Raw genomic sequence first — 26307 nt, 5'->3', positions numbered from 1 at the left:
TCACATCGACAGTTCGGCAAGAAATTCGAGAGCGCGGTCGTGCGCTTCGGGAGCACCAGCGCAGACGATGCGGTCATCGCCGCCTTCCTTCTCGCTGTAGCGGCGTACCGGCGGAATGACGTGTGGCCCGGTGCGGCCGCAGGCGCAGGGCTTTTCCCAGCCCGCCAGCGTGATCTCATCCCCCGTCACCAGCCCGGCCCAATAGGTGTTTGGCATCAGGTCGAACGAGGCGAAGCGGCCGGTCAGGCCGTCCTTGCGCGGCAAGGGCTTGCCGGTCGCTGGGTCGAGCAGGAACGGGATCTGGATCGGCGGGATGTGATAATGGCCATGCTCGCACATCATCGACAGACCCATCTGTTCGGATGTGGCGTACATTTCATAGATGGTATCGAAACCCAGAAATTCGATCACGCGCTCGCGCCAGTCGTCGGGCAGTTCCTTGCCCTTCTTGCCGCCGCCGGTCAGCAACACGCTGCCCTTGCCGAAGACGTTCTTGAGACCGCGTTTCAGCCCCTCCTCCGCCCAGTCGTAGAGGATGGCCCACATCGCCGTCACATAGACGTCGCGTCCACCGAAGCGCCGCTGCGCCTCGCTGAAGAAATGCTTGAGGTCGTCGGGCCGGCGGCGCTCCAGTTCCAGCAGCGCCTCCCGCCGTTCCAGCAGGACCGGCGGAATGTCGATCATGCCGGCCTCGCCCCGCGCCTCCGCCGCGCGCAGGCGGCCGCCCAGCGAGGCGATGTCTGCACTGAACCGGGCGTCGGGATAGAGGAACAGGGTATTTTCCTCACCCTTGGCATAGAGATCGACCTGGATGCCGTTGCCGCGCTGCATCGCGGCAGCGCCGTAGCGATAGCCCGGAATGATGATCGGCATCCCGTCCTTCACGATGTCCGGACCCCGGTCCGGCCACCAGTCGCGGATGATGACCCCCGAATGGACGATGGTTTCACGCCACTGTTTCTTGGTGCGAGGGACGAAGCTCAGCTTGCCGGTGGTGCCGGACGTATGCTGTACGGTCAAGTCGGTTTGCGCGTCGAGCAGGTCGATCCAGTCGTCGATCGTCTCGATACCGCTGGCATCGACGTGGGAAATGTCGCTGGTCGTCAGGCCCGCGAGCCATTTGGTCAGCTTGTCGAAACGGCTCCGTTCCAGATAGCTGATCGGATAGGATTTGTAGACGGTGTGCGGAAACAGAAGCGGCGCCAGATCGTCGATCGTTTCGATCGCGTCGATGCCCTGCTCACGCGCTAGCTTGTCCAGCACTGACAGGCCGGGCCGCAATTCGGCAAAGCGCTTGCGAGCGCCGTCCAGATGCAGCCGGTCGATCTCCTCGCGACTGAGCGTGAAGGCTTGCGCATAGGGCGCATCGTGAAAACTGGTGGGATCGGCGATCAGTCGATCGAGATAGCTGCTCATAAGAAAATCCGTCCTTCTTGATGGGACGGATTGTGGCGGGGGCGAGGCGTTCGCCGCAATGCCGATGCCTACAGCCGGAACGCCCAAACATCGTCAGGCGGACATGAAGCGCGATGCTTCACATCATATCGGATCGGCGATCCAACGCAGAACTGGTTCAGCGCAATGCGCCACGCTCTTCGCGAAATTCGCGGGTGTCAACGGCGGAGTAAAAGTCGGCCATTGGGCGGCGCAAAATCAGGCCGGGTGATCCGTGTGCTGGCGAGCGCCGCGAGGGCGTAGCCCGAGTGGGGGTCGCCAACACACGGATGGTCTTTTCTGTCAGGGGTTGGAGCGTGCCTTGCGCGCCTGGCTTTGGGCCAGACGATAGCTCTCTCCGTTCATCTCGAGTATGGAGACGTGGTGGGTAAGCCGGTCGAGGAGCGCGCCTGTCAGGCGCTCGGAGCCGAACGTTTCGGTCCACTCGTCGAACGGCAAGTTGCTGGTGATCAGCGTCGAGCCGCGCTCGTAACGCTGCGAGATCAGCTCGAACAGCAGTTCCGCGCCGGTTTTCGAGAGCGGCACGAACCCCAGTTCATCGATGATGAGGAGCTTGTATCCGGCCATTTGCTTGTGGAGGCGCAGAAGGCGGCGTTCGTCGCGTGCCTCCATCATCGCGCTGACCAGCGCGGACGCGGTGGTGAAGCCGACCGTCAGGCCCTTCTGGCAGGCGGCAAGGCCGAGGCCGATCGCCACATGGGTCTTGCCGGTTCCCGAGGGACCAAGGGCTATGACGTTCTCGCGGCGGTTGATCCAGTCGCAGCGTGCCAGTTCCAGCACCTGCATCTTGTTGAGCTTGGGGATCGCGGCAAAGTCGAAGCTGTCGAGGCTCTTGGCGGCCGGGAACTTCGCAGCCTTGATCCGGCGCTCGACCATCCGGCGTTCCCGGTCGATCAGCTCCAGTTCGACAAGCCGGGCAAGGTAGCGGACGTGATCTGCGCCCTCGGCCGCGCCTCGCCGGGCCAGCTTGTCATGCTCGCGCAGGAAGGTTGGTAGCTTGAGCGTCTTGAGGTGGCTGGCCAGTAACAGCTCGGGGGACGGACTGCTCATGCCGCATCCTTCGCATCGCCCGAGAGCAACTGCATGTAGGAGCGCGCCGATGTCGTCTCCACCCTGGCTCTGGGCAGATAGGGATAGATCGCCATGTCCAATCGGGGTGGTCGGCGCTCCACCCGGCACAGCAGGAGATGCTTCACGGCATCAAAGCCGATCGCCCCGATATCGAGAGCCTGCTTTACGGCCGCATGCAGATCGGCAAGCGTGAAGCTCTCCAGCAGACGCAGCACCTGCACATACTCGCGCCGACCATGCTTGCCCATACGAGCTTCCATGAGGCGGCGCAGCGTTGCAAACGCTTCGGGCAGGTGCCAGCCTTGCAGGGGCGCTGCCTGATCGAGCGCATTGATCTTCTGTTCGATCAGGGGAAGGTAATGGATGGGATCGAAGATCACGTCCTCGCGCTCGTAGCTGCGCACATGACGGGCAATGACCTCGCCCCGGCAGCCGATCACCACCTCGCCGACATAGCCCCGGATCCATACCTCCTGATGGCCGAAGCGCACCGGCACCGAGTAATCATTGGTCCGGTAACGCACCAGCGCCTGCGACGAGACCTGGCCGCTGGTCTGGTCACAAGCCTCGAACGGGGCAGCCGGCAGTTCCTGCATCGCCGCCAGATCGCGCTTCAGCCTCTCGCCGATCGTCTCGCTCTCGCCCCGCAGCCGGTCGTTCTGACGCTTGCGGCATTGCTCCTCGAGCCACAGGTTGAACGCCTCCCACGTCGCGAACCGGGGGATCGGCACCATGAAGTTGCGGCGAGCATAACCGACCAGCCCTTCAACACTGCCTTTGTCGTTCCCCCTGCCGGGACGGCCGTAACGATCGCGGATCAGGTAATGCGACAGGAAGCCGCTGAACAGCCGGGCGCGCTGCCTCGTGCCGTCGGGCAGGATCTTCGAGACCAGGCAGCGGTCGTTATCGTAGACGATCGACAGCGGCACCGCGCCGAAAAACGCGAAGGCGTGCACGTGGCCGTCCATCCATGCCTCGGCAACGGCAGCGGGATAGGCGCGCACGTAGCAGGCGTCGCTGTGCGGTAGATCGAGCACGAAGAAATGCGCCTTCTGCACAACACCGCCGATCTCGACCATGGCCTCACCAAAATCTGCCTGGGCATGGCCGGGCGCATGCGCCAGCGGCACGAACATCTCCCGGCTGCGCTGCTCGCGCTGTCGGATGTAATCCTTGATGATCGTGTAGCCGCCGGTGAAACCGTGCTCTTCGCGAAGGCGGTCAAATACCCGCTTCGCCGTATGACGCTGCTTGCGCGGAACCTGACGGTCACCATCAAGCCATGCATCGATGATCGGAACGAACGCTTCCAGCTTGGGCCGCCGCACCGCCGCCGTCCGGCGGTAACCGGGGGGCTCCGAATACGACAGCATCTTGCGGACCGTGTCGCGCGATACGTTGAAATGCTTCGCCGCCTCACGCTGGCTCATGCCGCCCGCGCAAGCAAGACGCACCTTCAGGTAAAGATCCACGGTATATATCTCCACGCCCTCCCTGCTCGCGCAAAGAAGGCAAAGTGGACGACTTTTACGCCGCCCGCAGCAGCACTTCGCCGCCGCCACCGTGGTCTAATTTTGCACCGCCGTTCTCAGGCAGACAGGGCGGCCGCATGCCGGTGTAGCGCGCGAGGAGCCGGGGATCGGCGAAATCGGGGAAGGACATGCCCTGTGTCATTTCCGTCCGCATCGGGCCGGGCGAGAGGATGTTGATCCGCACGGGACTGTCCATCATCTCCATCGCGAGCGACAACGTCAAACCGACCAGTCCGAATTTGGAGGCGGTATATGGCGCCAGATAGGCCTGCCCCATGAAACCGGCGGTGGAGGCCACGCAGATGATATTCCCGCTGCTCTCGATCAGGTGCGGCATGGCCGCCTGCATGAGAAAGAAGGGGCCGGACAGGTTGGAGGCAATGGTCCGGTGCCATTCCTCCTCCTTGATGTCCGCCAATCGGTGAAACATGACATCGGCGGCGATATTGCACAGCACGTCCAGCCGGCCGAATGCCGTCATCGCCCCTTCGATAACCTCCCTACAGCCACGCGGCTCGCCAAGATCGCAAGCCAGCTCGACACACCGGCCACCCGCGTCGCGGATCAACCGCCCGGTCTCTTCCAGCTTGGCTCGGCTGCGCCCGACAAGGCACAGTGCCGCGCCTTCCCGCGCGAAGGCGAGGCTCGCCGCGCGGCCCAGGCCCGACCCGGCGCCGGTGACCAGTACGACCTTGCCTGCAAAGTCCATCCGCATATCCTCTTCCAAAACGGGCCGTCGGCGGGGTTAGAATGCCACGCTGATGCCTGCCATAAGGGTGATTACGGCGTGGCCAACCTTTCCCCGGATGGGGTTGATCCCCTCACCAGCGCCGTCGCCATTGCGCGCCGCGCCGACGGTTACGGATCATCTCATCCCGCTGCTCCGGCGTGACCAGCAGCGTGTCGGCGGGAAGATGCGAACGGAGTTCCGCAGCCGGCACGATCCTGAGCGTCGGCTCCGGCCCGGAACTCGCGCCGGTCCAGCGCAGCATCAGCGATCCTTCGTTGCGTCCGGCCGGATCAAGCCAGTTGGGCACGCCCGGATCGTCCAGTGCGATGACGGCGCGGAAGCGGCCGTCGCCGTCCAGACGCGCCTGCGCCGCGTTGAGGCTGCTCTGATGGTTCATCCAGTCGATCGTGTTCCACAGCGGATCGTTGAGCTGGACGTTCCAGTAACGCACCTGATCGGGCACCGCCGTGTCGATGATCATCGCCTCCCCCGGCTTCAGCCGGAAGATGCCCTGATAATAATGCTGCCCGGCCACGCCGCCGCGACCGGCCCAGTCATCATATTCCAGCCTGTTGACGAAGCCCTGCGCCCGCTGCCGCTGGCCATAACCCAAGGCAAATGCGGCATAGCGTTCGACGAACGCTGACAGGCGATCGAGCCGATGGACGATCTCGGCTGCGGGCACCAGACCGCCGCCCACGCGCCGGTCGACCCGCTCGATCGCGATGCGTAGATCGCGCCCCACGCCCCAGTCATAATAGGCATGGCGCAGGCCGATCGTGAGCGCGCGCGGGTCTAGCGGAAACCAGTCACCCGCATGATCCTCCGGCCGCTCCCCGCCCAACAGGATGTCGAACGCGCCGTCCGGTCCCAATGTGCAGGCATCCAGATCGATCACGCCCACCGAAGGCCCGAGATCCTCCATCGGTCCCAGACCGCCCGCGACCAGATCAAGGAACACGAAAACCCCGTCCCCCCGCGTGCCCGACAGCCTGTAGATGCCGCTGCCGTCGATCCGCGCCGCGCCATAGATGAAATCGGGATTGACCCCGACGGTGTTGAGGACGCTGCTGACCGACGGCACGAAATCGGGATGATCGGGGTCGGCGAAGGCCGTCTGATAACCGGTGGCGAGGATAGCGAACAACAGGCGGTGCGCCTCGGCCCGGGCCTGTGGATCATCGGGATCGGCCAGCCTGTCCAGCATGCCTTCCGCCCCCGCCATCCGCTCCAGCCAGGCGCGCCACTGGGACGTTTCAGAGATAGGCATGGTAGGTCTCGATATATTCGGCGAACCTGTCGCTCACCTGTTCGGCTGTCAGGCCATAATCGGCCAGCGTGTAGCTGCGCGACCCATGCTTGCCCGCCGGATTCTCCCGCAGCCAGTCCAGAATGCCCTTTTCCGACTCCGGCGTGAAATCCCAGCCGAAATGATCATAGGCGGCCCGGATCGTCGAGACCGGGTCCGCGACCAGATCCTTGTAACGCATATCGTAAATCGGCAGGTCCGGATGCGCCTTGCGATAATCCATGCAGCACTTCACCCCATCCCACCAGAGTTGCAGGAACTCGGCGCCCAGCGCATGCAGATCGAGCTGGTCGTAGGACGGCCCACGAATGACGCTGATCAGTTGGGAGATGGAGGCGATGACGGTGGTCGGGTCGCGATGGGGCTGAATGAAGATCGCATCGGGATAGACGCTACGCAGCGCGGGGAGCTTATACATATGCTCCTGAATCTTGAGCACCCAATGCCTGCCGGGATGCCGCCAACCCAGATGCTGAAGCCACATCTTGTGGACCTCGTAGCGAAAGGTCGCGTCGATGCCCTTGAACCAGTCGTAGAAGCGCGGGAGATGCTGGAACATGCACGGATTGCTGCTCTGAAAGGAGGTCGTCATGAACGATCCGCATTCCTGCGGGATTTTGGCGCCGAGCGGATGGGCTTTGAGCAATTCGTCGGCATCACCGCCCAGTTGCGCGCGCAAATGTTCGTCGAACCGGGAGATGCGCGGGTCCGTGTCGGCGGTTGCCGCTTCGGGAGGGGGCGATGGTTCGGCCACTTCCCACATCAGCGGCGTGCGGATCTGCGGGTCGCCTTCCATCAGGGCGTGCAGGAAACTGGTGCCGCACCGGGGGAGGCCGAGGATGAAAAGCGGCTGCCTGATTTCGACATCGGCAATGTCAGGATAGCGGGCTCGGTCGTCGGCGATAGCCTTCAGCCGGGACAAGTCATCGGCAATGATATGCAGCGCACGCGCATGGCCATTGGCGTTAAGTGCCCGGTCTTCCGCCATCGAGGCAAGCAGTTGTTCCAGCCCCGGCCGCACATTATCGCGTAAATAATGGGGCAGCGGATACTGCGCCAACAGTGCGTCCGCGTCCGGAAATCCAAATGTCATTGCCATCCTCTCTCAAACCGGTCTGACGACCATTTTGGGCAGGATGACTGGTCCGGATACCGATGAAAAGCCCAGGTGCCATCGATGTCGCCTATCGGAAACAGATGTCGAAAATTGCGGCTACATCAGTGGGCGTTCAGTGGATCAAAAGCCGGTCACGGAACTGCCGCGGCGAACACCCTTCTATCTGGCGGAACGCCACACTGAAGCTTGCCGTATTGGCAAAACCACAGCGATAGGCGATCTCCTTGACCAGAAGCGATCGGTCCATCAGCAGGTCCTTCGCCAGAGCGAGCATATGACGGCGACAAAAGGCTGCGGGACTTTCGCCCGTCGCGGTGCGGAACAGGCGTTCGTAATGGCGGACGCTGATGCCACGTTCCGCCGCCAACTGCCCGATCTCGACCCTGCCGGGCTGCTCCCGGATATGTGCAACAAGGCCAGCCAGATAGCGCTGGTCGAACGTCCGGCGACTGTTGAACTCCGGTTGGGTTTCTGGACCGAATTGCTGCACCATTTCAGCTGCGAGGCCGACACTGATCGAATCCAGAATGAGTTGCGAACACAGCCCCGGCGCCACCAGTTCCTGCTGGGCCCTTAGAAGCAGTGCCCTGACATGGGGATTGCGCATGTCTATGGTGTCGCGCAATTGTTGATTGGAAAGTTCCATGGGCAATCCAGTGATCGCGGGAATATCTATTCTGCAAAATAGCGATCTTTGCTCGCGTTCCTGCCAATGCATTTGGAACGGACACGCGGCCGGATAAAAGCGTACCTCGCCCTGCTCGCAAAAGTCGCGAGCAGATGCGAGATATCTGCCCATAGACGGGAAGCGGGTCAATTCGAAATAGCTGCAGGGCGGCGTGAAGACGATCTCGTTTCGTTCTCGCCAGAAAAACCGCCGGACTTCAAAGCGCGCACCAACTGTAGCCCTCGCCGCTTCGAGAGACGTTTCGAATTCCTGCGGGAATATGAAGTCCAGGCTTGTACCCTCAGGATGACGGTCAGAATCATAAGGTCTTGTAAGCATATCAGCTGTTGCTCCCCCTCACTTTCTCCCAGCCGATCGCGAGAATAATATATCGATCATATCGAGAGAAGCTAATTTATTAGTGTCCGATTCAGAGTAAGCGTGGGCTGGAGGCCGCAGATCAGGCGGCTTCGGCGATCGGTTGCTGATCTGGTCGCCAATTCCAGGGCATGAGTTCATCCCAGCGAGCGGCAGGCCAGTTGCCGGCGATCTTGGCGATAACGTCGGCAATATAGGCCTGTGGTTCGAGGCCGTTGAGCTTTGCGGTCTCGATAACGGAGTAGATGGCCGCCGCCCGATCGCCGCCTGCCTTTGATCCGGCGAACAGCCAGTTTTTACGGCCCAAGGCCACGCATCGCATGGCACGCTCCGCAATGTTGTTATCGATCTCCAGACGCCCATCATCGAGGAAGCGCGTGAGCGCCACCCAGCGCTTGCGACCATAGGCGATCGCTTTCGCCATCTCGGACTTGGGCGAGAGGCGGCGCAGGGCATCGTCAAGTGCTTGCCGCAGCTCATCGATCAACGGCTGAGTGCGGTCGTGCCGGCTTCGTCGGCGGATCTCGGGTTGCTGGCCTTGAACCTCTGCCTCGATCTCATAGAGTTGGCCGATGCGTTCTAGCAGGTCGGTGGTGAGCGGCGTCGGCTTGGTGGCGTGGATGTCGAATATCTTCCGCCGGAAATGCGCCCAGCAAGCAACCTCGGTGACGCGGTTCGTGTCGTAGAGCTTGTCATAACCGGCGTAACCATCAGCCTGCAGGTAGCCGGCGAAGTTGGCCAGCTGACGCTGGGGATGCGCACCGGTGCGATCGGTGGTGAACTCATACCAGACGAGCGAGGGGGTCGTAGCGCCCGAGCCACGATCATCGACGGCGTAAGCCCAAAGCCTGCCGGTGGCCGTCTTGCCCCGGCCCGGATCAAGCATGGGAACAGGCGTATCGTCGGTATGGATCTTTGAGGCGGTGAGGCCCACCTCGCGAATGCGACTGACGATCGGGTCGAGCAGCACGGATGCCTGTCCTACCCAGCCCGCCAGTGTCGATCGGTCGATCTCGACCCCCTGCGCAGCCATGATCTCGGCCTGGCGGTAAAGCGGCAGATGATGGTCGAACTTGGAGACGACAACGTGGGCCAGCGTGCCGAAGGTCGCCTTGCCGCGCGCTATCGCCTTTACCGGCACGGGCGCCTGGACGATCTTCTCGCAGGACCGGCAGCTATACTTGGGCCGGATGGTCCGAACGACACGCCATTGCACTGGCACGGCATCGAGCATCTCGTCGCTATCCTGCCCCAGAGGCCGCAGCGCTCCGCCGCAATCTGGACAGGTGCAACTGCCCCGTTCGGGCTCGATCCGCTGTTCCTCCCGCGGCAGATGAGCAGGCAGCGCACGAACAGGCGACGGCCGATCAACCTCTGCCGGATCGGCCCGGCGGGCGGCGGCGACGATGGCCTCGCCTTCGAGCTCTTCGAGCGCAAGCTCAAGCTGTGCGATCTGAGTGTCGAGCTTCTCGGACGACTTGCCGAACTGCATCCGCTTGAGGCGCGCGATCTGCACGCGCAGCGTGTCGATCAGGATGTCGCGGGCAGAAATATCGGCGTGGGCGGCCGCCAAAGCAGCTTCGAGCTCGGCGATCCGAGCGTCTTTATCAGCGGTGGAAAGGCCTGCGTCCGACACCGCGACCCTATAGCGGAACAGACGCCGCAATGCCAGAAAAAGCGCCGGAAAATGGGCGTTTTAGCCCGCAAGTGACGGGGTGAAAGTGCGTTCCGGCCGCCGCCAGTCGATGCCTTCCAGAAGCATGGAAAGCTGGGCCGCCGTCATCACCACCGAACCGGTCTTGGTCGATGGCCAAATGAACCGGCCTCGGTCCATCCGCTTGGAGAAAAGGCACATGCCCTGACCGTCATACCAGAGCAGCTTTACCAGATCACCGCGCTTCCCTCGAAAGGCGAACAGCGCACCGGAATGCGGGCTCTGCTCCAGAACTTGCTGCGTCATCACAGCCAAGCCGTCAAAACCCTTACGCATATCTGTTGCGCCGCAGGCCAGGAATATCCGCGTTGAGGGCGGCAGCGGGATCATTGCGTCAGGACGCCGATCACCCGCGACAGGGCATCGGCATCGACGGTGGCGTCCACGTTCACCCTGATGCCAGACGGCAGCTCGATGCCGATCACTCCCTCGCTGCGTGCTGCGACCGTTGGCCCAGGCAAGGCCAGCTGATCGCTGATCTGCACCTCCGCAAAGGCAGGCTTGATCGACTTGCGCACCCCGGCGAGCTCACCGGACATCGCCTGTCGCCGCCATGTGTAGATCGAGCCGCTGCCGACGTCATGGCGTTCACAGGCCGCGCGCACGCAGCCCTCCGGGCCGAATGCATCCTGCAGCACGGCCAGCTTCTGCTCTACCGTCCACCGCCGCCGGCCTGACACCCGGCTAACGATCTCTATCCGACTACTCATACGACCGCTCGTATGAGTAGTCGCTGCGCTGCTCGCTGAATCTTCAATCTCGTCCGACACCGGCCACCCCGCTTAAAGAGCGGCAATCATCCCGGCTAATGGGCGCTGCGCAAGGCGGTCGCCAGACCCCGCTTACGATTCAGAAGTTCTTCAACTCGAGCAATATCTTGCGGTTCGGCGCGTGATCATCGGATTGAAGCGATGAAGGGCCAGCGGTGGGTGAGGTGACGGACCTTTCCCAGTCGTTTAACCAAACCGGCGTCAAGAATAATTTTGGTTGCGTTTTTGCGATCTACGAGTGCGACATCGTAGGGTTGGTGCGTCAGTGATCGATTAGCTGCTTCATGACTATTGGCTCACTGAAACGAAATCGACATCTGCGTCATGCTGGTCACGGCAAGAGGACTGAGCGAAAGCTAAGTCAACAATTCTTGGCGCAAGCCTTGAAATGTTAGTTTCCAGGGATAGTCGGCTGCCTAACGCGCAAAAAAACTGAGTGAATACCGAGTGAATAGCAAAAAGGGGCCCAGTGAAACGAGACCTCCTGCTCATGGATGTCCAGCGGCACACACTGAGTCAAAAGCTCGGCCGCTGCCAGCGGCCGATCCATACGAAAAGGTGTGCAGATCGGTGAAATGACTGTGCCTGTACGACCCACGCCTTTCCAAAAGCGCCAAAGCACCCCAGCAGCCCCCTCAGAACTAGCAAGCTTTGCTCCATTGCACAGCCGTCGCTCCACCGTCATAGGTTTCGCGGATGGACGAAAAAATGAACGCTACGATCTTAAGAGTTATCGAGCGCACGCCGCAATGGCTGCGTCACGATCTGGGATCCAGGGATGCAGCCGCTCGCGGTCGCGCCGAGGAAACATTGGCGGCGATGATCAGCGACGCGCTTGCCAACGGAACCGCCGCGAATCAGGAGGAATAAGCGGGACACCTCCTTGTCTCATGGGGGCCGCGGACCGTTGAGATTACCGCGCCTGCCTCTCCGCCAACGCACGGTTTCACATTGCGACATTCAGCCTCCGTTCCCAAGGAGGCTCTCCCCAGGAGGCAAATCAGGGAACTGGCCGCGCCAGCGTGACGGCCCGCCTCCCGAACACATTGGTCCCAAACCGCCTTTGCAGATGAACCGCAACCAACGCTGCATACCTGCGTTGGCGAATGCCGTTTGGGCTGTGATAGATGCCCACCGCCTTCCAATAATTGCCGCTCATCTTGAGTGCGTCGAGAAAGATCCAGCGCGCCACCTCGGCGTTGAAACAGGGATCGAATCGCAGCCAGCGCCGGACTTCCCCCTCGCGTCGAGCTATGAGCGCGGCGATCCTCGGCACCCACCAACTGTTGATCTGGAGAGGCCCCAGGTCATGGCTTCCATCCCTGTTCAGAATTTCCGAGCCGATCCAACCGGCTTCCTGATCGCGCAATCCCCAGAGCGTCTTTTCAAGCCATAGCTGCCCACGCGCCGCTTGTCGGATGCAGCGCGCGACCTCGGGTTCTGGTGGCCGTGCCGCTGACGCCGCTTCGCACCATGACAACAGCATCAGGAGAAGCGGGATCAAACAGGCGCAGCGCCGATCAGCGATCCAGGCCACGGCCACCCTCCTGTCCCCGATCGCCTGCTCGCTGCTCGACCGCGTGGACGGCGTCGGCTCTTTCGCTCTCACGGCCTTTCAAAAAGGATTGCAGATGGCGGTCTAACGCCTCGAACGCCTTTTGCGCTCGATCGGCAAGGCGATCGGCCACACCCCTTTCCCTGAAGCCTTGGGCGCGAAGCTGCCGTTCAAGCTGGCGGTCAGCCCGCAAACGCCTTTCCTGTTCCTGGTCTTCCTTGAGCTGCTGGAGATGGCGCATATGACGAGCGGCTAGGCGATCACGATGGTCCCGTTCCAGGCGCCCGAGCCCTTCGAGGCTCGACGTCTTCTCTCCCGATCGCTGTTCAAGCTTCTCGACCAGTTTCTCGGGATTCTCGGTCCAGAGCTTCACGCCGTATTGGGCGCGGGTAATGGCCGTGTAAAAATTCTGCGCATTCACAAGCGGCGATCCGATCGGCGCAAGGACATAGACCCGGTCATAGGTCTTGGACTGTGCCGAATAGACGGTTTCGCTGTAGCCATGATCCCATGTCTTGTGCTTCGACAGATCGACCGTCTGCACCCGCTTGCCGCGATCCCAGCGGATCGTTGCCAAACTCCCCTCGATTTTCTCGACTGTCCCGCGCTCCGCATTTTTGAGCATGAGCTCTCTCGATGCGAGGCGCCACTGGATGCGGTCGCCTTCGCTCAGGTCCCTTTGCTCGTCCACGAACACATTGACCTGCGAGGATTTGGCCATGCGGGGATCCCAGAGATGGGTGCGTCCCCGCTCGTCCACCAGCCGGACGCGTTGCCGCCCCTGCGTGTCCCGCACCACCCCGACAACGCGATATTCGGCATCCCGCTCGAGGCCCGCCCCTGCCTGATCGCGGCTGAAGGTCACCACCTGGCCGCCCGAATAGAAGCGCGCCAGCCGCTTCTCCTGGTCGCTATGCCCGCCCGGCGTCAGGACCGAAAAACGGGTCTCCTCGGCCGCGACGACGCCTTCGCGCTGGAGAACCTCCCGGATCTTGCTGTTGACGATGAGGCGGGACGCATTGTCGAGAACGAGAATGTTGGTCGCGGCGCGGCTCCTGGGGCTGAGACGTGTCCACTCCGCGACCACGCCCTTGGCGAGGTCGGCGGCATCCTCGCCGCTCACCACCTTGTCGAGCCGACCGATCGAGGCGGCATAATTTTCTGCCCGAGCATGCGCGACAGCTTCCCGCATCGCCTCTGTTTGCTGCCTCCGCGACTCGGTAAGCTCGGCAGTCTGCATCCCTAATTTCTGCATGAGCCAGAAGGCCTTTCCCTGTTCGATCGCGCCCGTCTGCTTATTGTCACCCAGGAGAATGAGGCGCGCGCTGGTGGCCCGGCTGATCTCCAGCACTCGCAAGGCCTGGCGGTTTCCGAGCTGCCCTGCTTCATCGAGTACGAGCACATGGTTGCCGCTGATCCCATATCCACCGCCCGCCAGAAGGCTCGCCACGGTGCGGGACTCAACCTGCGCCTTCTCGCCCAATTCCGCCGCCGCGGAGGATGTCGGCGCCAGGGCGATGAAGGTGGTGCCCGGCAGCGCGGCGTCCTTCAGGGAGCGGATGAGCGTCGACTTGCCCGCTCCCGCGACGCCGTGAAGGCCCGTGACCCGGTCCCTCGATGTCGCCATGTCCACCAGCGCACGTTCCTGCTCCGGGGAAAGCCCCGCCTGTTCCAGCACGGGAAGCAGACGATCGGCGCTCGCCACAGGCCGACCATCCCCAACGGCAAGGGCAAGATGCATGGCAAGCGACTGCTCCAGACGCACCGTCCGGCGGCTCGTCCGGCCCCGCGTCAATATCTCGTCCCCTGTCTGTCCGCGGGTCGCGAGGAGCTTGCGCCTTTCCTCATGGGCCTCGATCAGAGGTCGGAGATCCTGAAACCGAACCTCCCCGACATGGGACGCCAGCCCAGTGGTAAAAAGTCGGCCAAGCGCGTTGACCGCCTCCTTTCCCTCAGACTGCTTGATCCCGAACAAGGCGGCACGCGCGGCATCGACCCGGTCGACCGGGACAGCATGTTCGCCCACTTGTTCGGCGCCTTGCCGCACGGCTTCGAGCGGCTTCTCATGGGGGCCCAGACGTCCACGCCATTGGATCAGCAGTTCGTCGATCCCGATCTTCACCTTCGCGCCGCGAGTGGCATAGAAAGACTGGCGGCGTGCCGCTTGCCCGGAAAGGCCATGCTGCTGGGCATGTTCGTTGATCTGTTGGGATCGCTGCGACATCTCCTCAATGAGGGTCTTGGGGACGCCCCTGATTTCGAAAAGACCCCGGCGCGGATCGAAGTCGATCTCATAGCCAAGCTCCCGCAGACCATGGGCGAGTTCATTGCGGTAGATCTGCCCGTTGGTCATCTGCACGGCATACATGGCCCGGGTCTCGAGGCTTGCCATCGGATCGCCCTCTTGCCCGTTCGTCATGTTGAGGACAACGACATGGGTGTGGAGATGGGGATCGAGTTCGCGGCTCGCATGCTCTGTAAACCGCGCCCAGAGCAGCCGGCCGGTCGTCTCATGGACGATCTTGCCCTCCTCCCGTTTCCTCAGCTGGGCATGCTCCTCAAGATAGGCGAGCGTCACATCGACCGCGCGTTCATGGAGCTGGACGATCCGCTCGTCGCCCATGGCCAGCGCCATCACCGAAACGGATTTGGGCGCGCTGATCGCGAAATCCCAGCCGGGATGATGCTCGATCCCCTCGGCCCGATGGCGGCCAAGCTGCTGGCCCGCGACCTTGCCGGCCAGCAGGGACCGAAAGGTTTCAGGATCGACATCGCCCGAAAGGTCGAGTTCGCCCGCCAGGTTGCCGCCCCAGGAGGAATGCTCGGCCTCGCCCTTCGTATAATAGTCCCCGATGGCATAATAGCGGGCGATATTGCCCGGCGAGCCCTTGAGGCGGCGCGGATGCATCATGCCGGCCTCGCATCGTTGCGGTCACCCGATGCGCGGCCATGCTGCCGGAGGCGAAAGCCGCTCGCCCGTCCCAGCAGCTTGGGAAGTCCACTGTCCACGTTTCCAGCGTCACCCTCCACAGGATCGGAAGATGGACCTTGCGGGCCGACCTCGTCCTGCGCGGGCGAGCCACTATCGTCCACTTCAAGAGGGAGTTCGGGCGCTTCCATTTTCTTCGGTCGGCGTCGCTTGGATGGCGATTCAGAAGGCTTGGACGCGGCCTCCCCTTCAGTTTCCGGGTCCAATCGAACGGGCGGCGCAAGCCGCTCGACGAACGCAGCCTGCGGACTGGGCAGAGCGTTGTAGCGATCGGTGAACCGCACCACGGGGAGGTTCCGTCCGAACCGTAGGTAGCCCGCAAGATTGGGAAGATTGGTGACCTCGGTATGCATCACCAGCGGACGGGTCACCTGCATTCGGGAGAGATTGACCCCATCCCGCATGTCGTTGACGCCATAGGACATGCCCTCATTGGCTTCGACCTGCTCGACCTGTCCGAGATTTTCCGAGACATGCTTGGCCGTGGGGGTGTCATTGGCCCTGAGCGCCACCCATGTCGAGCAATAGCCGGTGATCGCAGCGGCATCCTGAATGCCATAGGTTGCCTCGAGTTGCGGGTAGGACTGGAACCCCAAAATTCCACAGCCGCCATATTTGCGCGCGCGGGCGAGGAAGTCGCTCAAAGACGGCAGTTTCTGAAGGGTCGGGAGTTCGTCGATGACGCAATAGAGACGCCGCTTGCGGTCGGGCGGCAGGCTCATGATGGCGCTGATCGCAATGTCGAGCCAGACGGTAACAAGGGGCCGGAGGGAGGGAAGCTGGTCCGCCTTCACGGTGATGAAGAGCCAGCTGTCATCCTCCTCATTGGCGACCCAGTCCCGGATCGAAAAGCCGTCAGCGGTATCATCGAGATAGGAGAAGCTGCGCATGACTGAGGCCAGTTCAGCCCGAATCCCGGCCGACGTCCGGTCGCCTTCCATCGAAATGAAGGCGGCGGCGTCCGTCCCCTCGGCAAAGCTCGCCAGTGTCTTCAAGGGGCTGCGCAACACCGTTTCGAGCAACGCCGACACGAGCGTCCTTTCATACCGGGCAAGCTTGCGCAGGACCGCGACCAGCGTTCCACGCGCGGCTTTCGCCCAGAAGGGATCGCCGCCCTTTTCGGGGATCGTCGATTCCGCGATCTGGTCATAATGATAGTCGCGCGGGACATCGACCCAGGGCGACCAGCAGTCGGCGCGCTCGTCCAGCGGATTGAGCAGAATGTCGTGACCCGGCCGGTAGAATTTCTCGACAAAGGTGCCGGCCGTATCATAGACGATCGCCCGCTTGCCCTGCTTGCGCATGCCATCCAGCATCTTGACGATGATGTTGGTCTTGCCGGTTCCGGGGGCACCGCAGATCAGGATATGTTCGGGCTCGAAGGCATCGGGAACGGGCACGCCGCCGATCGCAAAGCTTCCCTTCCGGCTCCGCCATAACAGCCTCTGTAACTGCCGGGCCGTGCCGAAACGGGCGCCACGGAGGAACTGGTTAGAACCGAGGCCCTTCCCCGTCCGGGTGAAATAGAACCAGGCCCAGGCGAGCATCAGCAGGGCGAAGGCGCCCGCCAGAGCGGCGCCGTAAACCAGATGATGCTCCATCGCCTGCAGGGTCTTCTTGGCGATGCGGGAGCCAAGCAAAGCATCGGACGTCGTCCAATATTGCCGACCCGACGGCGTCCGAAACAGGACCGGCGCACCGCCGGGTACGTCGCTTTTGAGCGTCGCCTCGACGATCTTGACCGCCACAAACCGCTGATAGTCGGTGGACTTCTCCAGCACATACCAGATGGTTCCGCCGACCCAGATGGCGATGCCCGCCAGCAAGGTCTGGAAGAAAACCTGCGTCGTCATGCGGACATTGTGGACGATGGCCTGCCCGCCCCTCGTCCATGAACCGAGCGTGTCGTTCCGGAAGATGCTCATGATTGCATCTCCTCGGGATCGAGAAGGCCCCGTTCCAGGAGCAGGGCGCGGGCATCTTCCATCCCCTTCTCGAGGATATCGGGCCGACGCGCGCCGACGGATGCGGCGAGGATCGCGAAGACCTGGATGAGGGTCGCCTGCACCTCGTCGAAGCGGCCATGATAGCCCGCCGCGTCCATGCCTTCATAGCGGTTGAGGATGTCCCGGACATAGTCGGGGATGGTCGAGCCGGCCGCCTGAGCGCCGAAGACAAGGCGCCCGAAGAGCGCGTCCTTGAACCTTATGGTAATCCTGGGCAAGCGCCAAACTCCTGTTCGTCGCCTGGCCAATCGTGATGAAGCACGGCCCTTATATTCGAATTTCAGCCTGTTCTCAATTGATTACATGTAAGCAGGGCGGCAGCCACACGGTGCCATGGAAGATCAAGCACTTAGCCGAGCGCCCACGCCAAACGGCAGCCAAAGCGCGCCGGGCGGCGTCAATCAGTGCCATCAGGCGACGACGCGTATTCGCCCGGAAAACCGCGCAAATGCTGGCGATTCGCGCCCGCAGCACCCGTGCGTACGGTGCATTACAAAACGGCCTAGTGCCGTGCGTCCTGCCTTCGCTGCGGCTTGCCGCTGCGCCAGCCTCGACCGGGTACGGGCGTGGCTTCCCCGCAAGGGGATTTTCTACCCGGCCGCAAAAGCCGCGACCAGGAAAAAAAAGGGGGGCAAGCCCCCTCAGAACGGTGTCCAGCTCTCGCGTTCGACCAAGGTCTCGAGGCGGTTCTCGAGTTCCCACAGTTCCGTATGTATCTCGAAGCTATACTCCCATCGGTCCCATTCCCGTTCCTGCAGCGTCATCGCGCTCCAGTCGATCATCTCGGCATACATGTCGCGTCTGGCGAGGATCATTTCGAGATGCGAGCAGCGGCGCTCCATTTCCTGGATGGTCATATCGACGATGTTCATCTTGCGGCTCCTTCTTGCAATGAAGGCGCGCGCGGGTGGGCGAAGCAGAGAGGGTCAAGGATCGCGCAGCGACCGCGCAGCGGGCGACGGGGGTGCCGATTTTGTCGACGCCCAAGCGCAGCGCCGGGATCGGCAAAATTGGGGGAACCGTCGATCCTTGAGGCTCTCTGCTTCGTCCGCCATGCTGGGACTCATAAGAGAGAGTTTCCATATCGCGGCAGCAGCCTTCGGGCGCCCTCGATGGGCGCCAGGAGGCTTCCTATGACCGTGCCCCCAAGCGCTGCGCTACGAGATAGAAGCGATCATGGCCCTTGCCTTCCCAGCGTCTTTCGTCGATCATCCTGCCTGGCGGGCAGACCTTCCGAATAGTGAAGGATGACGCATGCCCAAAATGAATGAGCGTGAACGCCTTGCCGATCTCGAAGCAAGGGAACGCAAACTCGCGCAAGAAGTTCTGGATGCCCGCCGCGCTCTGCGCGGCAGATATGCCTCGATGATCGAAGATGTCCCCGTCGAGCAGCGTTAGCGTCCGCGCTCGTGGTGTAATTTCTGGTGTAGATTGAGATGATCGCATGGGGTGGGGCATGCCCCACCCCATGCGATTTCGATCTCGGTGGCCACCGGGCTCATCGGTAAGGTGGAGTTACCACACTTCACACGCCCACCGAGGAGTTGATCCCGATGACCGACGACAGACTACCGCTTGCCGAGCTGATGGCGAAGACTGGAGATGGAGATTTCCTGCGCACGATCGCCGAGAGCGTATTACAGATCATCATGGAGGCCGACGTCGATGGCCTGGTCGGCGCTAGCCGACACGAGCGCTCCGGCGACCGGACGACCTGGCGGAACGGCTACCGCGACCGCAGCCTCGATACCCGGCTCGGCACGCTCAACCTGAGGATTCCCAAGCTACGGACCGGCGCCTACTTCCCTGGCTTCCTGGAACCCAGGAAGACCGTCGAGAAGGCGCTGGTCGCGGTGATCCAGGAGGCGTGGATCGCCGGCGTCAGCACCCGGCGTGTCGACGAGCTGGTGCAGGCCATGGGCATGACCGGCATCTCCAAATCCTCGGTGTCCAAGCTGTGCAAGGATATCGACGAACGTGTCCATGCCTTCCTTAAGCGGCCGCTCACCGGCGACTGGCCCTACCTCTGGCTCGATGCTACCTACCTCAAGGTGCGCGAGGGCGGGCGGATCGTCAGTGTCGCCGCGATAATAGCCGTTGCCGTCAACACCGAGGGCAAGCGCGAAATCGTTGGCCTTCACATTGGACCCTCCGAAGCCGAGCCATTCTGGTCGAGCTTCCTCAAGGACCTCGCACGCCGCGGACTGACCGGCGTGAAGCTGGTCATCTCCGATGCCCACGAGGGCCTCAAGGCAGCGATCACTCGCGTGCTCAGCGCCACCTGGCAGCGGTGCCGCGTCCACTTCATGCGCAATGCCCTGGCCTACGTGCCCAAGGGCCAGAACACCGTCGTCGCCGCTGCCATCCGCCAGGTCTTCCTCCAGCCCGACCATGCCGCCGCGACACAGGTCTGGCGCCAGGTCGCCGACCAGTTGCGTACCCGCTGGCCAAAGCTCGGCGCCTGCATGGACGATGCCGAGCACGACGTGCTGGCCTACATGACCTTCCCCGAGCAGCACCGCGTCAAATTACATTCCACCAATCCACTGGAACGCCTGAACAAGGAAGTGAAGCGCCGCGCCGATGTCGTCGGCATCTTCCCGAACGAGGATAGCATCATCCGCCTCGTCGGCGCCGTCCTGCTGGAGCAGAATGACGAATACCAGCTCCAGCACCGCTACATGCAGATCGAGGGCATGGCCGCCCTTGCTACACCAATGATCGAGGAGGCACAGCCGCTACAGATTACACCCAAGGCCGCCTGAAAATGCAGCCCGCTGGCCACACCCAATTCTACACCACATTGACGGACGCGACCCGAGCAGCTGAGCGAGCGCGCCTTTCGCGATATTTTAGGTCACGCGATTCGCATCGGCGGCGACCGTGCGATGGAAGCCTTGCGCGCGATCGATGCGACCGAACCCGGCAATAAACCCACCGTAAAACCAACCCAAAGGGTTGTCCCGGCAGCGAGCACGGCGGAGCCGCGCGCAGCTGGCCAGGGTCAGCCTGGCTGACCCTGCATCGTTGCGCGACGGGCGCGGACGGAGGTCGCTTGCGGCCTTCGTCCGGGTCCCTGAGCGCGACGACCTTTCCCCCACTCGACAAAAAAAGAGGCGGCGGAGTCGCGCGCTCCACCGCCTCTTTTTCCTTTGCGCGACCTCTCCTATCGGGTTGCGCGATTTTGGTGCTGATCTGCGAGGGCGAAGAAATGCGCCGGAACCCCGAGCCTGCGCACCTCGCGTGCAAGATGGCTCTGCAGCCCCGACCCCTGGCACACTACCGCCTCTACCGGACGGAGCCGGAGCAGCTGTTCGTTCCGCGCGAACCCCGCCCGATTTCCGAGTTTCCGGTCGAGGCTGAAGGGGATGAGATGACACGCGTTACGCGCCGCCCAAGCCGCCGCGATCGCGTCGCACCCCTTATCCTGCCCTGTTGTCGCGAGAACCATCGTTGGCACCCGCTCCTTGATGCTATCGAGCGCCGCATATAGAAGCCGGTGATCCTCCCAGACCTGTCCGCCGGAGAAGATCACGACCGGCCCCTTGGGCGCGCGCGCATCAATGTGCCGCTTGCGTCGCGCCGCCAGGAAGTCGGTCGCCGCCAGCACCGATGCCGTCCGCTTGGAGGAGACCAGCGAAGCGCGCGGGGCTGACCAGGGCCGTCCGGTCTCGGCATGATAGGTCGCGGCGGCATAATCCCGCATGCACGCCAGCGCGTCCTGGGTCTCGTCGAGTGACTGGCAGAGCATCTGTGCCTCTTCCAGCTCGACGCTGCCAATCTCGCTCCCGTCATTCTGTTCGATGAGCCGACGGACGACCATCGCCGCCTTGTCCGCTTCCCCCTCGATCTGGCCAGCGACCTTGTGAAAGCTGTGCACGATCCCCCACGCGATCCGGTCCGCCATGGCTTCCAGCCGGGTATCGCGCAGGACGTCGAACAGGGTCGTGACCAGCAACTCGGTGGCGCGGGCGACCAGTTCGGCGTCGGGCATCGGCGCGCTCGTCACATCGTCCCCGGGCGTGATGCGGTAACCGTCGGTCGTTTCGATAAAGGTGTCGGCGAAGCGATCCAGCGCAGCGTCGCGGTCGGTCATGTCAGTCATCGGAACCTCCTTCATTCGCTCTTCAAGAGGTTTCCTCTTCGACACGGGCTCGCCTCGGCGGGGTCAAGGATCGTGGCGCAGCCACGACCGCGAAGCGGCGATGGGGGTCACGATTTTTTCTTGCGCGCGAGAAGGTGGCACGGGCGTACCGACGCCCGCCCGCGAGAAAAAATGGTGGGGCCCCGTCGTCCTTGAGGCCGCCGGGGTTTCCCGTGTAAACTCATCCCGCTTGTTGAGAGAAGAAGAGAGGCAGCCTCCATGGGGGCTCGATGCCCCCATGGAGGCTGGGTCCAGGCGCAGCATTCGCCCAACAGACCCGTAGCGGGCGGGATGCCCTCTCCCATTGGATAAAAAAAGGGACCGACAGTTGGGGTGCTGCCGATCCCCTGGAGGATATTCGTTTCGACCCGGCCGCGTCAGATCGGCGGGACATAGGCGTCATAAGGATCGCCTTCGGCCAGATGACCGAAGGGGGTCATCACATACTCGGGACCATCCCGGCCGACGGCACAGATAACGAAACGCGGTTCACCCGTTTGCGCATCCTGACATTCCATGAGGGCGAGATTGCCGTCCCCCGCCGCGCGCAGGAGGGTCTGGAAATTAGTGCGCAGATAGTCGGGAATAGCCATGTGCCGCCTCCCCTCGATTGCTCGCCTGACCGCGTTGCCGCGCCAGCACGGGGGTGTCGACAGCTTGGTCCGCGCGGTGGAAGGCGTGGATCGGAACATCAGCCTCCCGCAGCAACTGGTAGAGGTTCGCCTGCACGCCCGATCCTTCGCAAAGCAGCGCCTCGACGGGATTCAGTTCGAGAATTTTCCGGTTCCGTTTGAAAGCCGTTTTCCGCCCCGAGCCATACAGGCCGTAGACCACGACCGGGACGCCTATTTCCGTTCGCGCTGCCCAGGCTGCCGCGATCTGGTCGACACCCCGCCTTTGCCCGGTGGTGATGAGGGTCATGTGCGGGATGCGCGCCTTGATGAGGTCGAGCCGGTCCCAGATGAGTTTCCAGTCGTGCCAGTCGGCAGGGCCGGTCACGACGACGATCGGTCCCTGCGGCATATGCTTCTCGCGCGTGGCGAGGGTCCGTGCACGCAGGAAATCGAGCGCCGCGATCTGGCTCGCGCTTGATGCGGTCGACGCCCTGGTGCCGCGCGCGGGCGACCATGGCCATCCCGACAGGGCACGATACATTTCGGCGGCATAGTCGCGCATGCACTCGATCGCATGGCGCTGTTCCGCGACGGACTGGCAGAGAAGTTGCTTTTCCTCCAGAGAGGTCGTGTACACCTCGCTGACGTCCGGCTGACGGGCCAGGTCACCCACCTCCTCGGCAAGCCGGTCCTCCTGCCGTTCGAGCTTCCCGGCGACGAAGTGGAAGCTGTTGACGATGCCCCAGGCAATTTCCGGGGCAAGCGTCTCGAGCCGGGTATCGCAGAACAGGTCGAAGATGGCGGCGACAATCCCGCCGCATTCGGCCTGCACGGCGATGGGTTCGGGCATCTCATATTCGGCCGGTTCTTCACCCGGCGAGACAATCGAGAGACCAAGCGGGTCGCCAAAGGCTGCCTGGAATTCAGGGGTCGCGGTCATCTGGGCATAGAGGGTCGGCAGATCGGCAAAGCGATCGATGCTGCTGCGCGGGGCACTGGCCATGGCGCTGTCCTTTCACGGTTGAGAGACGGAAACTGGACGCAAAAAAGGCCGGGAAAGCGGATGCTCTCCCGGCCCATATTGGCTTCGCTGGATTCTCAGTAGGGAACCTCGTCGTCGAGATCATTCCTACCCATGAGCGAGCCATCGGCGCCGGCGGTGCTGTCGCCAAAGCCGCCGGACATCCCGCCGCCACTCATTTCGCGACGCGGGCTGCGCTGGCTGCCACCGAAGTCGTCGCGGTTCTCCCGCCGGCGCCAGGCGACCCGATAGCCTTCCTGATCCGAACCGAACAGGGCGATCGGCAGCGGTTCGGGGAGGCTCGGATCGTCCAGCGAACCCTGGAGGAAGCTCTCCCCGCTCACATTGGCGGTCGCTTCCCAAAGGGCGCCGATCTGGACCCAGCGCCCGCCCACATTGCGCGCGACGACTTCGAAGACGGGCGCACGCTCATTGGTGCTCTGGACGGGACGCAATCCCAACTTCGGCAAGTCCAGCAGACGGGTCGCGATATGTCCTTCCAGGCGGCCGTTCACGGGCTTGATTTCACCGATATTCATGACTTCAACTCCTTGGATAATGCCGCTCTCGACCATTCGAAAGCGACACCCTCCAAAATCCTCCTCCCCTCTGGTCCCTGCCTGCGCCCCAAGCCCTGCCCTCGCATGAGGGCACGACCTCACCGACGCCGCTCCCTCCCTCACCCCGCGCCTGTACGTGAGGGACGCGCGCCAGGGGCAAACATTTATGAAAGATCTGGAGCAGAAGGCGCGACGCCATGTGGCGCAAAGGCCAACGATTACCGGCGCCGCGTTTTTCAAAGCGCAAGCCAGTCATGGACCGAGCCAGGCGACATCAGCCCGGCAGAGGATATGCGTCCGTCAGTCCGGTCTACCGGTAAGGGCAATATGCGCAGAGCGCATATAGTGATGGAGTTCGACGCCGCCGGGCATCAGGTCGTCCGCCAGAGCCTTCATGTCGGAAAGATCCGACTCGGCCTTGAACGGTCCGTCCTCCTGGCTCTCGATCGTGAGAATACCGATGCACAGGGCCTTCTTGACCAGGTGCAGGTCGCGTCCTTGAAATTCGGCCATCGAGCGCTCCTCTGCCTCAACCGCACCCCACCTCATAAGGCTTTTCACGCCAACTTTCGACGATTTTCAGGCAGCCGCGAACCATCAGTGTGGAGCCGAAAACACGCCTGAAATGCGGGGTCAGATTTCCGGCAAGACGGGCTCCAGTTTGAGCCACTGCGCGAGAAACCGAAGTTCCGCGGCCAGTTCCTCATGCGTCTCTGCCGGGGCACCCAGTTCGAGATGGACGGACTGCACGAGCAGCCTTCCCGTCTTCCTGTCCGCCTTGAGATCGGTCCGCGCCACGATCCGGTCACCGAGCAGAAAAGCGAGATCATAATAGCCATGGGACCGCTTGTGCGCGGGGGTGTAGATGCCGATCCGATAATGGAAATCGAACAGTTTCTCAGTTCGGGATCGCTCCCAGATCAGGGGATCGAAGGGCGAGAGGAGCGCCCGCGCAGCTATCCGGCGTGGTGCCTGGGCATCGCGATGCAGGAACACCGCCTGCGAGATACCGTCCACCAACACAGGAATGAGCGTTCCTTCGTCCTTCAGATCCTGGATGGCATCGCGGGCCTCATCGGGCTTCAGCCGGAAATAGTCCCGCAGGTCGCCGGCGGTGGCGATACCGAGCGCGCGGGCGGATCGCTCGATGAGCGCCCGCTGGGCGTCGCGAGGCTCCGGTGTCGGGATGCCTAGGATGTCTGGCGGAATGACCCGCTCGGTCAGATCATAGACGCGCTCGAAGCTGCCGCGGCGGGTCGCCGTGGTGATGTGTCCGGCCCAGAAGAGCCATTCGAGCATCTGCTTGGCTTCGCCCCATTCCCACCATCCCGATCGATTGCGCGAACCCTCAAAGTCGGAAGCTGCCAGTGGACCGTCGCTCCAGAACCGGGCGAGCAGCGCTTCGGCTTCAATCCGACGTTCGCCGGCAAACAGGCGCAGGCCCTTCCATCCCGTCTCCCCCCGATCGGCGCGCGTCATCCGCCAGCGAAGCAAGGGGTGATAGTCCATCGGGAGAAGCGAAGCTTCATGCGCCCAATATTCAAACAGCCGACGGTCGCGGGCTTTCCCCCAGGCGGCCTGGTCAAGCCAGCCTGGATCATAACCGCCCAGGCGCGAATAGGCCGGCATATAGTGGGCCCGCGCCAAAACATTGACGCTGTCGATCTGGTGGAGCCCAAGGCGTTCGGTCGTCCGCCGCAAATGCGCCTTACCGACGTTCGTGGGCCGGGATCGGCCGAAACCCTGGGCGGCAAGGGCAATGCGCCGGGCCTCGCGAAGCGAAATGCTGTTCGTCATGTTGTCCGTTGCTAAACCAACGATGGAGACAATGACATCAGCGATCGGCAAGGTTGGACAGTGCTTGGCGGGAGGAGATCATCGACCTATCGAAGCTCGCATGAGTCGTCCCGACATGAGCCTCGCCGTCGTCGGCGCCATCCATGAGAATAAGGACCGCAGCAACCGGCTGTTCGAGATCAGGCTCTGTGTGCCGGGCGAAGCTGTCGATCTCGTACCCGAGCCAAAGAACCCGTTCGATCCGTCAGCCATCGCGGTCTGGAGCATGCGCGGCGTTCAGATTGGCTATCTGTCGGCCGAGCGCTGCGGCTGGATTGGGTCGCGCATGGCCCAGGGCGAGGAGATTCGCGCTATCTTCCAGGAAGCGACCAAAGGCGGCGCCATCATCCGCATCAGCTTCTCAGGGATTGATCCGGTCCTGCCCCCTGCGCGCCCGCGCGAACCAGAGCCGTGTCCCCATGATGATGAGACCGGCTTCTACCCAGACTATATCCCGCCTGACGATTAGCGCGCTGGCTGCAGGAATAACCATGAAAATGGTTGTTCCAGCGCTTTTTCCGCCGCTATTGCGGGCGCCTCACTTCTGAGAGGGATATCCAATGAACAATAGCGATCTGGCTGAAGCACTGGCCGCCGAGCATGACGTCACCAAGGCCGATGCCCGCAAGCTGGTCGACGCGGTCTTCGCGAATATCGCCGGCGCAGCAGCGAAGGGCGAAGAGATTTCACTGAACGGTTTCGGCAAGTTCAAAGTCAAGGATCAGCCCGCCCGCGAAGGCCGCAATCCCTCGACCGGCGCAACGATCCAGATTGCGGCGTCGAAGAAGCTTGCCTTCACGCCCGCCAAGGCGGTCAAGGATCAGTTGAACGGCTGATCG

26 protein-coding genes are annotated in these 26307 nt (G+C 62.6%); 5 read left to right on the top strand and 21 right to left on the bottom strand.

Going from position 1 to position 26307, the window contains the following annotated elements:
- The 10 genes from LDB29_RS06100 to LDB29_RS06055 form a co-directional block, all read right to left on the bottom strand.
- Entirely contained in the window at window positions 1-1416 is a 1416-nt protein-coding gene (locus tag LDB29_RS06100) for a hypothetical protein (RefSeq protein WP_044662196.1), read from the bottom strand.
- Between the two features lie 321 nt (window positions 1417-1737).
- Window positions 1738-2505 carry an IS21-like element helper ATPase IstB gene (gene istB / locus LDB29_RS06095; protein WP_257556579.1) on the bottom strand — a complete coding sequence of 256 codons (768 nt, stop codon included), beginning with the start codon at window positions 2503-2505 and terminating at the stop codon, window positions 1738-1740.
- Window positions 2502-3998, bottom strand: a complete 1497-nt coding sequence (gene istA / locus LDB29_RS06090) for an IS21 family transposase (RefSeq protein WP_082430708.1) — start codon at window positions 3996-3998, stop codon at window positions 2502-2504. Before istA ends, istB begins: the two co-directional genes overlap by 4 nt.
- Before the next feature lie 55 nt (window positions 3999-4053).
- A complete protein-coding gene (locus tag LDB29_RS06085) occupies window positions 4054-4767 on the bottom strand; it encodes an SDR family NAD(P)-dependent oxidoreductase (protein ID WP_257556577.1) in 714 nt (237 codons plus the stop codon).
- Window positions 4768-4879: 112 nt separating this feature from the next.
- Complete coding sequence (locus LDB29_RS06080; RefSeq protein ID WP_235600732.1) at window positions 4880-6058, bottom strand: hypothetical protein; 1179 nt, start codon at window positions 6056-6058, stop codon at window positions 4880-4882.
- A complete protein-coding gene (locus LDB29_RS06075; RefSeq protein WP_235600731.1) occupies window positions 6045-7190 on the bottom strand; it encodes a sulfotransferase in 1146 nt (381 codons plus the stop codon). Before LDB29_RS06075 ends, LDB29_RS06080 begins: the two co-directional genes overlap by 14 nt.
- A 136-nt stretch (window positions 7191-7326) precedes the next feature.
- A complete protein-coding gene (locus LDB29_RS06070) occupies window positions 7327-8220 on the bottom strand; it encodes an AraC family transcriptional regulator (RefSeq protein ID WP_235600730.1) in 894 nt (297 codons plus the stop codon).
- A gap of 121 nt (window positions 8221-8341) precedes the next feature.
- On the bottom strand, window positions 8342-9916 hold the full coding sequence (locus LDB29_RS06065) for an IS66 family transposase (RefSeq protein WP_373886338.1): 1575 nt from the start codon (window positions 9914-9916) through the stop codon (window positions 8342-8344).
- 39 nt (window positions 9917-9955) lie between these two features.
- Entirely contained in the window at window positions 9956-10303 is a 348-nt protein-coding gene (tnpB, locus tag LDB29_RS06060; RefSeq protein WP_011950829.1) for an IS66 family insertion sequence element accessory protein TnpB, read from the bottom strand.
- Window positions 10300-10683, bottom strand: a complete 384-nt coding sequence (locus tag LDB29_RS06055) for a transposase (RefSeq protein ID WP_041380262.1) — start codon at window positions 10681-10683, stop codon at window positions 10300-10302. Before LDB29_RS06055 ends, tnpB begins: the two co-directional genes overlap by 4 nt.
- Before the next feature lie 756 nt (window positions 10684-11439).
- On the opposite strand from LDB29_RS06055, the gene LDB29_RS06050 reads away from it, so the two are divergent.
- Window positions 11440-11613: a hypothetical protein gene (locus LDB29_RS06050; protein ID WP_171010022.1), complete on the top strand. Its 174-nt coding sequence runs from the start codon at window positions 11440-11442 to the stop codon at window positions 11611-11613.
- Between the two features lie 130 nt (window positions 11614-11743).
- Here the strand turns inward: LDB29_RS06050 and LDB29_RS06045 are convergent, their stop codons facing one another.
- From LDB29_RS06045 to LDB29_RS06025, 5 genes are all read right to left on the bottom strand, one after another.
- Window positions 11744-12280 carry a lytic transglycosylase domain-containing protein gene (locus LDB29_RS06045; RefSeq protein ID WP_373886320.1) on the bottom strand — a complete coding sequence of 179 codons (537 nt, stop codon included), beginning with the start codon at window positions 12278-12280 and terminating at the stop codon, window positions 11744-11746.
- Window positions 12264-15209 carry a MobF family relaxase gene (gene mobF / locus LDB29_RS06040; RefSeq protein WP_044662185.1) on the bottom strand — a complete coding sequence of 982 codons (2946 nt, stop codon included), beginning with the start codon at window positions 15207-15209 and terminating at the stop codon, window positions 12264-12266. The genes LDB29_RS06045 and mobF overlap by 17 nt, the downstream gene beginning before the upstream one ends.
- A complete protein-coding gene (locus tag LDB29_RS06035) occupies window positions 15206-17212 on the bottom strand; it encodes a type IV secretion system DNA-binding domain-containing protein (RefSeq protein WP_044662184.1) in 2007 nt (668 codons plus the stop codon). Before LDB29_RS06035 ends, mobF begins: the two co-directional genes overlap by 4 nt.
- Window positions 17209-17511: a hypothetical protein gene (locus LDB29_RS06030; RefSeq protein ID WP_044662183.1), complete on the bottom strand. Its 303-nt coding sequence runs from the start codon at window positions 17509-17511 to the stop codon at window positions 17209-17211. Before LDB29_RS06030 ends, LDB29_RS06035 begins: the two co-directional genes overlap by 4 nt.
- A gap of 423 nt (window positions 17512-17934) precedes the next feature.
- Entirely contained in the window at window positions 17935-18165 is a 231-nt protein-coding gene (locus tag LDB29_RS06025; protein WP_044662182.1) for a hypothetical protein, read from the bottom strand.
- 382 nt (window positions 18166-18547) lie between these two features.
- Here LDB29_RS06025 and LDB29_RS06020 point away from each other — a divergent pair, with 382 nt between their 5' ends.
- Both LDB29_RS06020 and LDB29_RS06015 read left to right on the top strand, forming a co-directional pair.
- Window positions 18548-18691, top strand: coding sequence for a hypothetical protein (locus tag LDB29_RS06020; protein WP_157009832.1), 144 nt, complete (start codon window positions 18548-18550; stop codon window positions 18689-18691).
- 155 nt (window positions 18692-18846) lie between these two features.
- The gene (locus LDB29_RS06015; protein ID WP_011950834.1) at window positions 18847-20058 is read left to right on the top strand and encodes an IS256 family transposase; all 1212 of its coding nucleotides are present in this window, start codon (window positions 18847-18849) and stop codon (window positions 20056-20058) included.
- 401 nt (window positions 20059-20459) lie between these two features.
- On the opposite strand, the gene LDB29_RS06010 is transcribed toward LDB29_RS06015, so the two are convergent.
- From LDB29_RS06010 to LDB29_RS05985, 6 genes are all read right to left on the bottom strand, one after another.
- Window positions 20460-21398: a DUF2493 domain-containing protein gene (locus LDB29_RS06010; protein ID WP_373886319.1), complete on the bottom strand. Its 939-nt coding sequence runs from the start codon at window positions 21396-21398 to the stop codon at window positions 20460-20462.
- A 416-nt stretch (window positions 21399-21814) separates the two neighbouring features.
- Window positions 21815-22030, bottom strand: a complete 216-nt coding sequence (locus LDB29_RS06005; protein ID WP_037543859.1) for a DUF6117 family protein — start codon at window positions 22028-22030, stop codon at window positions 21815-21817.
- A complete protein-coding gene (locus tag LDB29_RS06000) occupies window positions 22002-23054 on the bottom strand; it encodes a DUF2493 domain-containing protein (protein WP_044662181.1) in 1053 nt (350 codons plus the stop codon). The genes LDB29_RS06005 and LDB29_RS06000 overlap by 29 nt, the downstream gene beginning before the upstream one ends.
- Window positions 23055-23149: 95 nt before the next feature.
- Window positions 23150-23611, bottom strand: coding sequence for a DUF736 domain-containing protein (locus LDB29_RS05995; protein ID WP_037544061.1), 462 nt, complete (start codon window positions 23609-23611; stop codon window positions 23150-23152).
- Window positions 23612-23932: 321 nt separating this feature from the next.
- Window positions 23933-24145, bottom strand: a complete 213-nt coding sequence (locus tag LDB29_RS05990) for a hypothetical protein (protein WP_044663138.1) — start codon at window positions 24143-24145, stop codon at window positions 23933-23935.
- Window positions 24146-24265: 120 nt separating this feature from the next.
- On the bottom strand, window positions 24266-25429 hold the full coding sequence (locus tag LDB29_RS05985; RefSeq protein ID WP_044662180.1) for a winged helix-turn-helix domain-containing protein: 1164 nt from the start codon (window positions 25427-25429) through the stop codon (window positions 24266-24268).
- 100 nt (window positions 25430-25529) lie between these two features.
- Between LDB29_RS05985 and LDB29_RS05980 the strand changes: the two genes are divergently transcribed.
- The gene (locus LDB29_RS05980) at window positions 25530-25937 is read left to right on the top strand and encodes an HIRAN domain-containing protein (protein ID WP_044662179.1); all 408 of its coding nucleotides are present in this window, start codon (window positions 25530-25532) and stop codon (window positions 25935-25937) included.
- 91 nt (window positions 25938-26028) lie between these two features.
- A complete protein-coding gene (locus tag LDB29_RS05975; RefSeq protein ID WP_044662178.1) occupies window positions 26029-26304 on the top strand; it encodes an HU family DNA-binding protein in 276 nt (91 codons plus the stop codon).
- The last annotated feature ends 3 nt before the right edge of the window (window positions 26305-26307 follow it).

It is taken from the genome of Sphingobium sp. CFD-2 (assembly GCF_024611135.1).
Taxonomy (GTDB): domain Bacteria; phylum Pseudomonadota; class Alphaproteobacteria; order Sphingomonadales; family Sphingomonadaceae; genus Sphingobium; species Sphingobium fuliginis.
This window is presented reverse-complemented; position numbering and strand designations above follow the sequence as displayed.

Coding starts and splice junctions, on each gene's coding strand:
- LDB29_RS06010 (WP_373886319.1), bottom strand. CDS start 21,398: ATGACTGACATGACCGACCGCGACGCTGCGCTGGATCGCTTCGCCGAC.
- LDB29_RS06055 (WP_041380262.1), bottom strand. CDS start 10,683: ATGAGTAGTCGGATAGAGATCGTTAGCCGGGTGTCAGGCCGGCGGCGG.
- istB (WP_257556579.1), bottom strand. CDS start 2,505: ATGAGCAGTCCGTCCCCCGAGCTGTTACTGGCCAGCCACCTCAAGACG.
- LDB29_RS05990 (WP_044663138.1), bottom strand. CDS start 24,145: ATGGCCGAATTTCAAGGACGCGACCTGCACCTGGTCAAGAAGGCCCTG.
- tnpB (WP_011950829.1), bottom strand. CDS start 10,303: ATGATCCCGCTGCCGCCCTCAACGCGGATATTCCTGGCCTGCGGCGCA.
- LDB29_RS06085 (WP_257556577.1), bottom strand. CDS start 4,767: ATGGACTTTGCAGGCAAGGTCGTACTGGTCACCGGCGCCGGGTCGGGC.
- LDB29_RS06025 (WP_044662182.1), bottom strand. CDS start 18,165: ATGAACATCGTCGATATGACCATCCAGGAAATGGAGCGCCGCTGCTCG.
- LDB29_RS06035 (WP_044662184.1), bottom strand. CDS start 17,212: ATGAGCATCTTCCGGAACGACACGCTCGGTTCATGGACGAGGGGCGGG.
- LDB29_RS05980 (WP_044662179.1), top strand. CDS start 25,530: ATGAGTCGTCCCGACATGAGCCTCGCCGTCGTCGGCGCCATCCATGAG.
- LDB29_RS06000 (WP_044662181.1), bottom strand. CDS start 23,054: ATGGCCAGTGCCCCGCGCAGCAGCATCGATCGCTTTGCCGATCTGCCG.
- LDB29_RS05975 (WP_044662178.1), top strand. CDS start 26,029: ATGAACAATAGCGATCTGGCTGAAGCACTGGCCGCCGAGCATGACGTC.
- LDB29_RS06020 (WP_157009832.1), top strand. CDS start 18,548: ATGCCCAAAATGAATGAGCGTGAACGCCTTGCCGATCTCGAAGCAAGG.
- LDB29_RS06070 (WP_235600730.1), bottom strand. CDS start 8,220: ATGCTTACAAGACCTTATGATTCTGACCGTCATCCTGAGGGTACAAGC.
- LDB29_RS06005 (WP_037543859.1), bottom strand. CDS start 22,030: ATGGCTATTCCCGACTATCTGCGCACTAATTTCCAGACCCTCCTGCGC.
- LDB29_RS06100 (WP_044662196.1), bottom strand. CDS start 1,416: ATGAGCAGCTATCTCGATCGACTGATCGCCGATCCCACCAGTTTTCAC.
- mobF (WP_044662185.1), bottom strand. CDS start 15,209: ATGATGCATCCGCGCCGCCTCAAGGGCTCGCCGGGCAATATCGCCCGC.
- LDB29_RS05985 (WP_044662180.1), bottom strand. CDS start 25,429: ATGACGAACAGCATTTCGCTTCGCGAGGCCCGGCGCATTGCCCTTGCC.
- LDB29_RS05995 (WP_037544061.1), bottom strand. CDS start 23,611: ATGAATATCGGTGAAATCAAGCCCGTGAACGGCCGCCTGGAAGGACAT.
- LDB29_RS06075 (WP_235600731.1), bottom strand. CDS start 7,190: ATGACATTTGGATTTCCGGACGCGGACGCACTGTTGGCGCAGTATCCG.
- LDB29_RS06050 (WP_171010022.1), top strand. CDS start 11,440: ATGGACGAAAAAATGAACGCTACGATCTTAAGAGTTATCGAGCGCACG.
- LDB29_RS06080 (WP_235600732.1), bottom strand. CDS start 6,058: ATGCCTATCTCTGAAACGTCCCAGTGGCGCGCCTGGCTGGAGCGGATG.
- LDB29_RS06015 (WP_011950834.1), top strand. CDS start 18,847: ATGACCGACGACAGACTACCGCTTGCCGAGCTGATGGCGAAGACTGGA.